Consider the following 11965-nt stretch of genomic DNA (forward strand, 5'->3'; position numbering starts at 1 on the left):
AGACCTGCCGGAGCAGGCTCAGAACGTCGCCGTCACTGCCGTTGAGAAGTACCGGGTGTCGCTGGCCGTTGGCGTGTTCGGCGCCGATTCGAGAAAGCGTGCCTTGGCAAGCCAGACCGCGTCGACTTCCCCGCGCAGCAATCCCGGCATGAGCCAGTAGCGCATGCGGGCTTCGACCTGATGCCCTGCGAAGCTGCCGCTGCGCCCCGTGGCATCGCGCACTCCGGTCGTGGAAAAGGCGTCGGTGCGCTTTGCCAGCCACATGGCACGATAGCCGGCAAAGGCATTGAAGCGCTTGCCGGGCGCGATCTCCACCCGTAGCCCCGGCGTGCTGATGTTGGTTCGGCCGATGGCATTGTAGATGCCGGCCGGTGCAAGGTCTGCCCGGCGCATCCCGAACAAGGTGTCGAACCGGCCGAACGCTTTCCCGCCGCCGTCGCCACTGGCCAGGTCGTACTCCGCGGAGACCCGCAGCCGCGCTGGGCCTGAAAAGCTGTAGCCGGCATCCAAGTGAACGAAGTAGGCCGAGACGTCGAGCTTTGGTGCCGTGGCGGCAAGGCTCGCCCGGATTGCGCCGAACTGGTAGAAACCCTCCGCCTCGAAATCGAACTTACCCGGCTTGGCGTCGCGCATGATCCTGCCGCCGACCGTGTGCAGATCGCGGTTGCGATTGGGGCGGCCGGGGCTGTCGGCTTCCCGCAGGCGGAAATAGCTCAGTTCGACACTCGCGCCGGCGACCGTCCGGGGCCGCGCGACGATGCCCCCCCACAATTGCAGGTCGAAGCTTTCGCGATCGCGCTGCACCCTGTTTTCCCGGACCGATGCCTGGTCGTCCGGGCGGCGAACTTGGGGCAATACGTAGATAAACGTCGCAGTGGTGCCGTCCCGGCCCTTCACGTCGGCCCGAAGCCCGGTGTAGCCATTGGTGGTGTTGCGATAGTCGTCCGCCGCGACGAGGCGCCTCGAACCCAGGTTGAGCATCATCCGCCCGGCCTGCAACTGCAGCGACGTGGCCGTCCCGAGTGCATCGGCGAGATCGAGGCCGACGTAGGCCTGCACCAGTTCGAGCGCGTTGACTTCGTTGGCGCTGACCGCGCTTCCGGTTTTGTCGAGATAGGCTCGGCTGTCGTACATCTCGGCGCCGATGCGCAGACGGGAGCTACGATATTCCGCCAGCACCGTGGTCCGCAAGTCGACTTGTTCGTCGTGGCGGTTGAAGCCCGCGCGTGGCTGCCCGTCGAGCGTTTCGTAACGGGCGCGAACGCTGCCGGAAAGCTTGAAGTCACCGGGATTGCCGATCGCCGATTGCAGCGTCGGGCTGTCCGCCAGCGCGGCCGACGGGAACAGGGCGAAAGCGATGCAGGAAGCAAAAGACGTACGGACCAAAGGCATGAACGGCTCCTTAGACCGGCAAGCGCCGGTAAAGAAGCAACACTTGGGCACCCGCTGCGCCTGACCGGAGGGTTGCGTCGACCCCGGACGGACCGGCGCTAACAGCGAGCATTCCGGTTGCCAAGCGACCTTCGGCGCCGCTGCGCTGCTCGATGCGCGGATGATTGGGAACCGATCGGGTCAGTCCTGCACGAATGTGCAGACGGGGCGCTTATCCATACTGTTTTCCGATGCATATTGCTGCGAATGCGAACAATTCATCGCCGTAAAAAATACCAATGCTCGTTCATTGATTTATTCGCTTTGGGTAACAAAGTTACCCCGAACTTCGTGGACTCTTTGCCAGTGCAGGTTCAATCAGCACTTTGGTCGCAAACGACTCCGTCAACGAGGGTCGATCATTAAATCATGCCCATGACATCATGGCACCTGCGCCGTCCCTCGAAGTCTGCCGATGGCGCTACTTTGGGAGGTTACTGAAATGCAACGCCGACTTCTCTTGGCCGCCTCGGTAATGGGGCTTCTCTTGCCCTCGCCCGTGGTTGCCGGCCCGGCGCCGATGGATGACAACTCCATCCTCGTCGTCTCACCCTCGCTGGAAGCCTGGTCCGAACGGGTCTTCAAGGACCTGAACCGGCAGATCCGGTATCCCTCGAGCCTCGCGGGCATGCCGGTCCACACCGGCATCGTCGCCGTGAAGTTCAACGCCAGCGAGACGGGGTCCCCGGCCGGGATAGAACTGCAAAAATCATCGGGCCATCGCGACCTCGACTACGCCACCATGCGCGCCGTAAAGCGCATTCCAACCCTGCACCCGCTTCCCCGTGGCCTGACCAACGGCCAGAAGTACATCGTGCGCGTGCTCTTCGCGGATTCGATCGAGGACTTGCGCACGCAGACTGCTCAAATGCGTGCGGAAGCCGCACGCAGCAACGCCTGGTTCACCAGGGGAAGCAACATCGCAACGCTGGAGATCGTGCCGCTAGGCGGCTGAGCACGCGGTCCAGATGCGCCACGCTTACGATGGGTCTCCCCGCGGACCGGGAGACCCATCGCAATCACCAGGGTCTCAATATCCCAAGTCCTTGACCGGGGGCTTCCCGAAGAAATTGAGGTCGTCGGTCGTGATCCACTGATTGGCGTAGTTCGCGTAGTAGGCGCCGAACAACACCGCTGCGAGCACCGTCGCCCGCAGCGCGATCAGCTTGGGGCGGAAGTTGACCGGCGCGCTCGTGGCGTGGCCCTTCCCGACCTCGTGGCCCTCCACCTCGTCGGGCGTGCGCAGTCCGAACGGCATGACGAGGAACGCGCTCAGCACCCAGAACAGGGTGTAGATCGCCAGCATCGAGGTCCAGTTCATCGCCACGGCGCGTCAATCCTCCAGCAGCAGTACCGAGACCTGCGGCTTCTTCCCCGACCAGCGCGTCGCGGCGCGGCGGGCGGCAAGGCGCGCAGCCTCGACACGCACGGCCCGGTCGGCCTTCTTGGCGCGCCCCAGCGCGTCGGCGACGTCCTTCTTCGCCTCTGCCACGAAGTCATCGTAGTCCTCGTCCAGCGGCAGGCCCAGCGCCGACACCTCGACATGCCCCTTGCGATCGGCCGCCACCGAGACGACGCCGTTGGATGCGATCCGGCGGCGCATGACCATCGCATCGCCGTCGGCGGGCGCGATGATGTCGCCGTCGAGAAGCAAGCGCCCGGCGCGCACTTCGCCGAACTTGCCGGCATGGTCGGGTGCAAGACGCACGAGGTCGCCGTTCTTCTGGAAGATCGCCTTGGGGATGCCGCAAGCGACACCGAGGCGCGCCTGTTCCTTCATGTGGCGGATTTCGCCGTGCACCGGCATCAGGATCTGAGGACGCAGCCAGCTGTAGAGCGCCTCAAGTTCCGGCCGTCCAGGGTGGCCGGAGACGTGGATCGGGCTCTGGCGGTCGGTGACGACGACGATGCCGGAATCCGCCAGGCGGTTCTGGATGCGGCCGATCTGGATTTCGTTGCCGGGAATCTGGCGGCTGGAGAACAGCACGACGTCGCCGCGCTCCAGCTTGATCGGGTGATTGCCATCGGCGATGCGGGCCAGCGCGGCGCGCGGCTCGCCCTGCCCGCCGGTGGCGACGATCAGCACTTCGTCGCGCGGCAGGTCCATCGCCGTGTCGACGTCGATCATCTCGGGCAGGTCCTTGAGATATCCGCACGACTTGCCCACCGCGATGATCCGGTCGAGCGATCGGCCGGCGACGCAGAGCTGCCGCCCGGTCTTCTTCGCGACATCGCCCAGCGTCTGCAGGCGCGCGACGTTGGACGCGAAGGTCGTCACCACCACGCGGCGGCCCTTGTGCCGCTTCACTTCGGCCATCAGCCCGCGGTAGACCTCGCCTTCCGAGCCCGAGGCCTCGGGATTGAAGACGTTGGTGGAATCGCAGACCAGTGCCAGCACGCCCTCGTCGCCGATGGCGGTAAGTTCGGCCTGGGTCGCCGGAGTGCCCACTTGCGGCTCGTCGTCGAGCTTCCAGTCGCCAGTGTGGAAGATCCGGCCATAGGGCGTCTCGATGACCAGCGCGTTGCCCTCGGCGATCGAATGCGCGAGCGGTACGTAGCGGATGCCGAAGGGGCCGATGTCGAAATTCTCGAGGTCGTCGACGACGTTCAACTCGACGTCGTCGAGAATACCCGCTTCTTCCAGCTTGGCCGCGACTAGCTTGGCGGTGAACGGCGTCGCATAGAGCGGCACGCCCAGTTCCTGCGCGAAGTACGGGACTGCGCCGATATGGTCCTCGTGCGCGTGGGTCAGGACGATGCCGAGGAGGTTTTCCTTCTCGTTCTCGATGAATTCGAGGTCGGCGAAGACGAGATCGACGCCGGGGTATTCATTGCCCGAGAAGGTCATGCCGAGATCGACCATGAGCCACTTGCCCTGGCAGCCGTAGAGATTGACGTTCATGCCGATCTCGCCCGAGCCGCCGAGCGCACAGAACAGCAGTTCTTTACCTGGAATCACTTAGATGCGGCCCTTTGCGCAAGAATGGCGAGGCCGTCGATCGTGAGATCCGCGTCGACGGCGTCGAAGATGTTGGTTGCTTCGTGGAACAGGACGGCAAGACCGCCGGTGGCGATGACTTTTGCCGGGCGGCCGATCTCCGCGCGGATGCGGGCGATCAGACCCTCCATCATCGCCACGTAGCCCCAGAACACGCCGATCAGCATCTGGTCCTCGGTGTTGCGGCCGACGACGCTGTCCGTCTTGGGCACCTCGATCGCGATGCGCGGGAGCTTGGCGGTATTGCCGACCAGCGCGTCGAGCGAGAGGTTGATGCCGGGCGCGATGATGCCGCCCTTGTAGGCGCCGTTGAAGTCGATGACGTCGAAAGTCGTGGCAGTGCCGAAGTCGACGACGATGAGGTCGCCCGGGTGCTTGGCATGCGCGGCGATGGCGTTGACAGCGCGGTCGGCGCCCAGCGAACGGGGCTCGTCGACGTCGATGTCGATGCCGTAGCTCGCATCGCCGATGCCTGCGATCAGCGGCTCGACGTCGAAGTAGTGGCGCGCGAGGATTTCGAGGTTGTGCAACGCGCGTGGCACGACCGTCGAGATGATGATCCGGTCGATCGCCTTTGCCTCGACCCCGCGAATGGCGAGCAGCTGCATCAGCCAGACCGCATATTCGTCGCCCGTGCGGCGTGGATCGGTGGCAATGCGCCAGCGCCCCTTGATGACGCGGCCGTCCAGGAGCGCGAAGACGACATTGGTGTTGCCGGCGTCGATGGCGAGCAGCATGGGCTTTCTGGTTCCTCGATACTCAGGTCTGGGCGAGCAGGACATCGCCGGCATGGATCGTGCGAATGGCCCCGTCGGCCAGAGCGAGACGGAGGTTTCCGTCCTCCCCCAGCCCGGCGAAAGTGCCTTCCACGGGCTCTTCTCCGGGCGGAAGCACCCTGAGGGCCGTTCCTTGCGGATGCGCGGCACTCTGCCAGCGACGCAGCAGCGGGGCAAGGCCGACAGAGCGCCAACGATGCAGTTCGAGATCGAAAGCTGTGGCCAGCGCCCCGGCGAAGTGGTCACGACTCGGCGCGGGGCCGAAATCCGCGAGCGCCGCGGCCTTGCGGTCGGGCAGCGACGGCGCCTGCGCGAGATTGACCCCAATGCCGACCACGACCACGCCGGTCTTCATTTCCAGCAGGATGCCGGCGATCTTGCAGCCATCAAGCAGGAGGTCGTTCGGCCACTTGAGCAGGAGGTCCCGTCTCTGCGGCACGAATGGGGCCAGCGCCTCGTGCACCGCAAGGCCGGTCAAAAGAGCGAGGCTGGCGGGGGAGGGATCGCCGGGCGCCACGCGCACCACGGTCGATCCCATGAAGTTGCCGAGGCCATCGTTCCAAACGCGCCCGAGGCGGCCCCGGCCGGCGGTCTGGCGGTCGGCGACCAGCCAGTCGCCTTCGGGCACGTACTCCCCGGCTCCGATGCGGGCACCAAGGTCCGCGTTGGTGGAGCCGGTTTCCGGTACGGTATGGATCAAGACGCGAAGAACAGCGCCGTCGCCGCCGTGCCGGCCAGTCCACCCAGCCACTTGGTCAGCAGGTAGCCGAGCGGCGAGATGAACAGGCAGGAAACGAACAGGATCGCCTTGTGCCACACGTCGCTTTCACCCTTCACCGCGTCGGCCGGTTCGTCGAAGTACATGACCTTGACGACCTTGAGGTAGTAGAAGGCGCCGATCACCGAAGCCGCGAAGCCGATGGCCGCCAGAGGCATGAGGTTCGCGTCGACGGCAGCCTGGAAGACCAGGAACTTGCCCCAGAAGCCGAACAGCGGCGGAATGCCGGCGAGGCTGAACATGATGATCGCCAAGCCCAGCGCCAGAGCCGGGCGCGTGCGCGACAGGCCGGCGAGGCTGGCGATGTCTTCCACCGCGTTGCCGTCCTCGTCCTTGAGCATCAGGATGGCGACGAAACCACCCAGCGTCATGGCCACGTAGATCGTCAGGTAGAACAGCATCGCGGCGGCGCCCTGCGGGGTCGCTGCAGCGAGGCCGACCAGCATGAAGCCAACGTTGTTGATCGACGAATAGGCCATCAGGCGCTTGATGTTCTTCTGGCCGATGGCGCCCAGGGCACCCACCACGATCGAGGCTAGCGCCACGAAGACGATGATCTGCTGCCAGGCTGCCGCCTGCCCGCCGAAAGCGTCGAGCATGACGCGCATGGTCAGGCCCAATGCGGCGACCTTGGGCGCGGTCGCGAAGAACGTCGTCACCGGAGTCGGCGCGCCCTCGTAGACGTCGGGCGTCCACATGTGGAACGGCACTGCGCTGATCTTGAACGCAAGGCCGGCGAGCATGAAGACGATGCCGAACAGCGCGCCGTGGCCAAGGCCACCCGAAAGCGCGGCGTTGATGCCGTCGAACGAGGTGGTGCCGGTGAAGCCATACGTCAGGCTCATGCCGAACAGCAGGATGCCCGAGGCCAGCGCGCCCAGCACGAAGTACTTGAGCCCCGCTTCGGCCGAACGCCCGTCGGTGCGCAGGAACGCAGCAAGCACATAGGCGGCGAGCGAGTTCATCTCGAGGCCGATGTAGAGCGTCAGCAAGTCACCGGCGGAGACCATGATGCCCATGCCAAGCGCAGCGAACACCACGAGCACGGGATACTCGGCGCGCATGGCGCCGAGCCGTTCGAAGAAGGCCGGCGCGATCACGAGCGAGGCGGCGGCCGAAAGGTAGATGAGGATCTTGGCGTAGCTGGCGAAAGCGTCGGCGCGATACTGCCCGAAGAAGGCCGAAGTATCCGGACCCATCGCCCCGCCGCAAAGGGCGGGCGCAACCAGCGCCATGGCCGCGACGAGCGCCGCGACGGCGAGAATCGAGATCAGGCGGCTGGCTTTATCACCGCCCCAGGCGGAGATCAGAAGCAGGACGAGGCCCGCGATGCTCAGCGTTTCTTCCGGCGCGATCAGGCGCAGGGAGTGCGACCAGTCCATCAGTGTGACCCCTCGTGCGCAGCGGCTTGTTCGTGCGCAGGCTTAGCTTTTCCGATTGTCGGCGTGCTGTCCCCGGCCGGCTTCGCACGAGCGAGGCGGGCATCGAGCGCGGCGATGTCGGCGCGCATCGGAGCGATGAAGCTCTCGGGATAGACACCCATCCACAGGACCGCGAGGCCGAGCGGAACCACCATCAGCAGTTCACGCAGGTCCAGGTCCGGCATGGCGGCGGCATCGGCGTTCTTCTGGTCCCCGAAGGCGACCCGGCGATAGAGATAGAGCATGTAGGCGGCGCCCAGGATGATGCCGGTGGTGCAGATCAGCGCCGCCCACGTGGATGCCTGGTAGATGCCGCCGAGGCTCAGGAATTCGCCGACGAACCCGCTGGTGCCCGGCAGACCGATGGACGCCATCGTGAACAGCAGGAAGAACAGCGCGTAACGCGGCATGTTGATGGCAAGACCGCCGTAGCGGGTGATCTCGCGGGTGTGGAGGCGATCGTAGATGACGCCGACGCACAGGAACAAGGCACCCGAAACGAGACCATGGCTGAGCATGACCAGCATCGAGCCTTCGAGGCCCTGCACGTTGAAGGCGAACAGGCCGATCGTCACGATCGCCATGTGCGCGACCGAGGAATAGGCGATCAGCTTCTTCATGTCGCTCTGCACCAGCGCGATCAGCGAGGTGATGACGACGGCGGCCATCGACAGGCCCCACACAAGCGGCGCGAAATAAGCGGAGGCTTCGGGGAACATCGGCAGCGAGAAGCGGATGAAGCCGTAGCCGCCCATCTTCAGCAGCACGCCGGCCAGGATGACCGAGCCTGCAGTCGGCGCCTGGACGTGGGCGGCGGGAAGCCAGGTGTGGACCGGCCACATCGGCATCTTCACCGCGAAGCTGGCGAAGAACGCGAGCCACAGCCAGGTCTGGACCTTGGGATCGAAGTCGTAGGCCATCAGCGTGGGAACGTCGGTGGTGCCGGCGGTGTGGACCATCCACAGCATCGCCACCAGCATCAGCACCGACCCGAGCAGCGTGTAGAGGAAGAACTTGTAGCTGGCGTAGATGCGATCCGCCCCGCCCCAGATGCCGATGATGAGATACATCGGGATCAGGCCGGCCTCGAAGAACATGTAGAACAGGTAGATATCCTGAGCCGCGAAGACGCCGATCATCAGCGTCTCGACCAGCAGGAACGCGGCCATGTATTCGCCGACGCGCTTCTCGATCGAGTTCCAGCTCGCGCCGATGCAGATCGGCATGAGGAAGACCGAGAGCATGATCAGCAACAGCGCGATGCCGTCGATGCCAAGGGCCCAGGAGAACCCCGAGAAGATCTCGAGGCGTTCGGTGAACTGCCACTGGGCACCACCGATGTCGAAGTTGAGCCAGAGGACGACGCCGAGGGCGAAGTCCACCAGCGTGGCGACCAGCGCAAGGCTGCGCGCCGCTTTCGCTTCCAGGAAGAGGCAGGCCAGCGCTGCAAGCAGCGGTACGGCCAGCATCAGGCTGAGGATCGGAAAACCACTCATCATCTTATCCCGCGATCACCCAGCTGATGGCGCCAACGAGGCCCAGCAGCATGACAAGAGCGTAGCTGTACAGATAGCCCGACTGGACCTTCTGCGCGTAAGTCGAACCCCGGGCGACGACCCAGGCGGCGCCGTCAGGACCGAAGCGGTCGATGACGCCGATGTCGAGCACCTTCCAGAACACCTTGCCGAGCCAGAACGCGGGCTTGACGAAGATGATGTCGTACAGCTCGTCGAACATCCACTTGCGATAGACGAAGCGGTAGACCGGGCCGAGCTGCTCGGTGACTGCCTTGGGGAAGTCGAGGTTGCGGATGTAACCGTACCAGGCGGTCAGGAAGCCGATGGCCATGACCGTGAACGGCGCCCACTTCACCCAGACCGGGACGCCGTGCATGGAATGGATCAGGTGCTCGGGGAAGACCAGCGAGCCCTTCCAGAAGGCACCCTCGCCGTCCGACACGAAAGAGTGCTCGAACACGAATCCGGCGAAGACGGCGCCCAGCGACAGGATCAGCAGCGGCAGCAGCATCACCAGCGGGCTCTCGTGTGGGTGATAGCCACCCGTGCCATCGCCATGGTCGGCATAGTCCGGCCCGCGCGAACCGAGATCCGGTGCGGCGTGGGCATGGTGGTCGTGCGCATGATCGTCGTGCGCGTGATCGTCGTGCGCATGTGCGTCATGAGCATGGTCGTCGTGACCGTGATCGTGCGCGTCATGGATGGCGTGCTGAATGTGCTCCGACTGGTTCCAACGCGCCTTGCCGAAGAAGGTCAGGAACACCAGACGCCACGAGTAGAAGCTGGTCATCAGCGCAGCGAAGATGCCCATCCAGAAGGCGAATGTGCCGACCGAAGCGCCCGAGGCAAAGGCCGCCTCGAGGATCGCATCCTTCGAGTGGAATCCTGCGAAGCCCGCGACACCCGCGATACCGACGCCGGTGATCGCCAGCGTTCCCGCCGTCATCGTCCAGAAGGTGATCGGGATCTTCTTACGCAGCGCGCCATAGAAGCGCATATCCTGCTCGTGGTGCATCGCATGGATGACCGAGCCGGCACCCAGGAACAGCAGCGCCTTGAAGAAGGCGTGGGTGAACAGGTGGAACATCGCCGCGCCGTAGGCTCCCGAGCCGGCGGCGAAGAACATGTAGCCCAGCTGCGAACAGGTCGAATAGGCGATGACGCGCTTGATGTCCCACTGCGTGCAGCCGACGGTGGCAGCGAAGAAGCAGGTGGCGGCGCCGACGAACGTGATGACGTGCATCGCGGTCTCGCTCTGCTCGAACATCGGCGAGAGGCGGCAGACCATGAAGACGCCGGCGGTGACCATGGTCGCCGCGTGGATCAGCGCCGACACCGGGGTCGGGCCTTCCATCGCGTCGGGAAGCCAGGTGTGGAGACCCAGCTGCGCGGACTTGCCCATGGCGCCGACGAACAGCAGCAGGCAGATCACCGTCATCGTGTCAAAACGATGGCCGAGGAAGCCGATCGTCGAGCCCGCCATCGAGGGAGCCGCGTCGAGGATCGCCGGGATCGAGACGGTGCCGAAGACCAGGTACGTCGCGAAGATGCCGAGCATGAAGCCGAGGTCGCCGACGCGATTTACCACGAAGGCCTTGATCGCGGCAGCGCCGGCCGAAGGCTTGCGGAACCAGAAGCCGATCAGGAGGTACGACGCCAGGCCGACGCCTTCCCAACCGAAGAACATCTGCACCAGGTTGTCCGCCGTCACCAGCATGAGCATGGCGAACGTGAACAGCGAGAGGTACGCGAAGAAGCGCGGCTGATCCGGCTCCTCGCTCATGTAACCCCACGAATAGAGGTGCACGAGCGCGGAGACCGAGGTTATGACCACCAGCATGACGGCGGTGAGCGCATCGACCCGCAGTGCCCAGTCGAAGGTCATCGAACCCGACGACACCCACTTGAGGACGGGGACGACGTGCGCCTCGGCGTTACCGCCCAGGAAGCCGATGAAGATCGGCCAGGAAAGCGCGCAGGCTATGAACAGCGCGCCGGTGGTGAGCACCTTGGGCAGTACGAAGCCGAGCGACTTGTTGGCGAACCCGGCAAGGATTGACGCCAGAAGCGGGAGAAAGACGATGAAGAGGATAGACAAGGCCTTATCCCTTCATCCGGTTGACGTCGTCGACGGCGATGGTGCCGCGGCCACGGAAGTAGATCACGAGGATAGCGAGCCCCACTGCGGCCTCGCCGGCGGCGACCGTCAGCACGAACATGGCGAATATCTGGCCAGTGAGGTCGTGCAGGAAGGCGCTGAACGCGACGAGATTGATGTTCACCGCAAGCAGGATCAGTTCGATCGACATCAGGATGACGATGACGTTCTTGCGGTTGATGAAGATGCCGAGGACACCGAGCACGAAGAGGATCGAGCTTACCACGACATAGTGTTCGATGCCGATCACAGCTGAACCCCCTTGCCGACTTCCGGCTTGACGTTGAAGGTTGCCTCTTCCGGACGACGCATGTTCTGCTTGCGGATATTCTGGCCGCGGGTGCCGCCACGCTGCCGGTGCGTCAGGACGATCGCGCCGATCATGGCGACGAGCAGGACGATGCCGGCGGATTCGAAAAGGAACAGGTAGCGGCTGTAGAGCAGTCCGCCGATCGCCTCGATGTTCGAAGCGCCAGCAGGCGTCGCGGCGGTGCCGTCGGGCGTGCCCAGCGCGAGCGAACCGGCGCGGTAGGCGCCGATGCCCAGCACCATCTCGGCGAGCAGCACGATCGCGACCAGGGCCCCGAACGGGAAGTAGCGCACGAAGCCCGCCCGCAGTTCGGCGAAGTCGATGTCGAGCATCATGACGACGAACAGGAACAGCACCGCGACCGCGCCGACGTAGACGATGACGAGGAGCATCGCGATGAACTCGGCGCCCACCAGGATCATCAGGCCGGCGGCGTTGAAGAACGCCAGGATCAACCAGAGAACCGAATGCACCGGATTGCGCGACAGAATGGTGATCGCGCCCGAAGCGACGGTCATCACCGCGAAGAGGTAGAAGGCGATTACGTGTATCATGGGTGCCCGTTTCCTTGCGCGT

11 protein-coding genes are annotated in these 11965 nt (G+C 64.6%); 1 reads left to right on the forward strand and 10 read right to left on the reverse strand.

Translation table 11 applies throughout. From position 1 onward, the window contains the following. Positions 1-18 precede the first annotated feature (18 nt). Positions 19-1392 carry an alginate export family protein gene (locus ACFFDA_RS14375; RefSeq protein WP_404481148.1) on the reverse strand — a complete coding sequence of 458 codons (1374 nt, stop codon included), beginning with the start codon at positions 1390-1392 and terminating at the stop codon, positions 19-21. A 481-nt stretch (positions 1393-1873) separates the two neighbouring features. On the opposite strand from ACFFDA_RS14375, the gene ACFFDA_RS14380 reads away from it, so the two are divergent. Then, entirely contained in the window at positions 1874-2386 is a 513-nt protein-coding gene (locus ACFFDA_RS14380) for an energy transducer TonB (RefSeq protein ID WP_404481150.1), read from the forward strand. A 75-nt stretch (positions 2387-2461) separates the two neighbouring features. Here the strand turns inward: ACFFDA_RS14380 and ACFFDA_RS14385 are convergent, their stop codons facing one another. From ACFFDA_RS14385 to ACFFDA_RS14425, 9 genes are read right to left on the reverse strand one after another with little or no spacing between them, the layout of a single operon-like run. Then, positions 2462-2752 carry a DUF1467 family protein gene (locus ACFFDA_RS14385; protein WP_404482757.1) on the reverse strand — a complete coding sequence of 97 codons (291 nt, stop codon included), beginning with the start codon at positions 2750-2752 and terminating at the stop codon, positions 2462-2464. A gap of 12 nt (positions 2753-2764) precedes the next feature. Then, positions 2765-4390, reverse strand: coding sequence for a ribonuclease J (locus ACFFDA_RS14390; RefSeq protein ID WP_404481152.1), 1626 nt, complete (start codon positions 4388-4390; stop codon positions 2765-2767). Continuing rightward, positions 4387-5166 carry a type III pantothenate kinase gene (locus ACFFDA_RS14395; RefSeq protein ID WP_404481154.1) on the reverse strand — a complete coding sequence of 260 codons (780 nt, stop codon included), beginning with the start codon at positions 5164-5166 and terminating at the stop codon, positions 4387-4389. The genes ACFFDA_RS14390 and ACFFDA_RS14395 overlap by 4 nt, the downstream gene beginning before the upstream one ends. Before the next feature lie 22 nt (positions 5167-5188). Continuing rightward, the gene (locus ACFFDA_RS14400) at positions 5189-5905 is read right to left on the reverse strand and encodes a biotin--[acetyl-CoA-carboxylase] ligase (protein WP_404481156.1); all 717 of its coding nucleotides are present in this window, start codon (positions 5903-5905) and stop codon (positions 5189-5191) included. Next, on the reverse strand, positions 5902-7365 hold the full coding sequence (nuoN, locus tag ACFFDA_RS14405) for an NADH-quinone oxidoreductase subunit NuoN (RefSeq protein ID WP_404481158.1): 1464 nt from the start codon (positions 7363-7365) through the stop codon (positions 5902-5904). The genes ACFFDA_RS14400 and nuoN overlap by 4 nt, the downstream gene beginning before the upstream one ends. Then, a complete protein-coding gene (locus ACFFDA_RS14410; protein ID WP_404482758.1) occupies positions 7365-8900 on the reverse strand; it encodes an NADH-quinone oxidoreductase subunit M in 1536 nt (511 codons plus the stop codon). The genes nuoN and ACFFDA_RS14410 overlap by 1 nt, the downstream gene beginning before the upstream one ends. Positions 8901-8904: 4 nt before the next feature. Further along, a complete protein-coding gene (gene nuoL / locus ACFFDA_RS14415; RefSeq protein WP_404481160.1) occupies positions 8905-11019 on the reverse strand; it encodes an NADH-quinone oxidoreductase subunit L in 2115 nt (704 codons plus the stop codon). Positions 11020-11023: 4 nt separating this feature from the next. Next, positions 11024-11329, reverse strand: coding sequence for an NADH-quinone oxidoreductase subunit NuoK (gene nuoK / locus ACFFDA_RS14420; RefSeq protein ID WP_007680703.1), 306 nt, complete (start codon positions 11327-11329; stop codon positions 11024-11026). After that, positions 11326-11943, reverse strand: a complete 618-nt coding sequence (locus tag ACFFDA_RS14425; RefSeq protein WP_404481163.1) for an NADH-quinone oxidoreductase subunit J — start codon at positions 11941-11943, stop codon at positions 11326-11328. The genes nuoK and ACFFDA_RS14425 overlap by 4 nt, the downstream gene beginning before the upstream one ends. Between the last annotated feature and the right edge of the window lie 22 nt (positions 11944-11965).

It is taken from the genome of Novosphingobium sp. BL-52-GroH, assembly GCF_044813085.1.
In the GTDB taxonomy this organism is placed as follows: Bacteria; Pseudomonadota; Alphaproteobacteria; order Sphingomonadales; family Sphingomonadaceae; genus Novosphingobium.

Coding starts and splice junctions, on each gene's coding strand:
- ACFFDA_RS14375 (WP_404481148.1), bottom strand. CDS start 1,392: ATGCCTTTGGTCCGTACGTCTTTTGCTTCCTGCATCGCTTTCGCCCTG.
- ACFFDA_RS14380 (WP_404481150.1), top strand. CDS start 1,874: ATGCAACGCCGACTTCTCTTGGCCGCCTCGGTAATGGGGCTTCTCTTG.
- ACFFDA_RS14385 (WP_404482757.1), bottom strand. CDS start 2,752: ATGAACTGGACCTCGATGCTGGCGATCTACACCCTGTTCTGGGTGCTG.
- ACFFDA_RS14395 (WP_404481154.1), bottom strand. CDS start 5,166: ATGCTGCTCGCCATCGACGCCGGCAACACCAATGTCGTCTTCGCGCTC.
- nuoN (WP_404481158.1), bottom strand. CDS start 7,365: ATGGACTGGTCGCACTCCCTGCGCCTGATCGCGCCGGAAGAAACGCTG.
- ACFFDA_RS14410 (WP_404482758.1), bottom strand. CDS start 8,900: ATGAGTGGTTTTCCGATCCTCAGCCTGATGCTGGCCGTACCGCTGCTT.
- ACFFDA_RS14425 (WP_404481163.1), bottom strand. CDS start 11,943: ATGATACACGTAATCGCCTTCTACCTCTTCGCGGTGATGACCGTCGCT.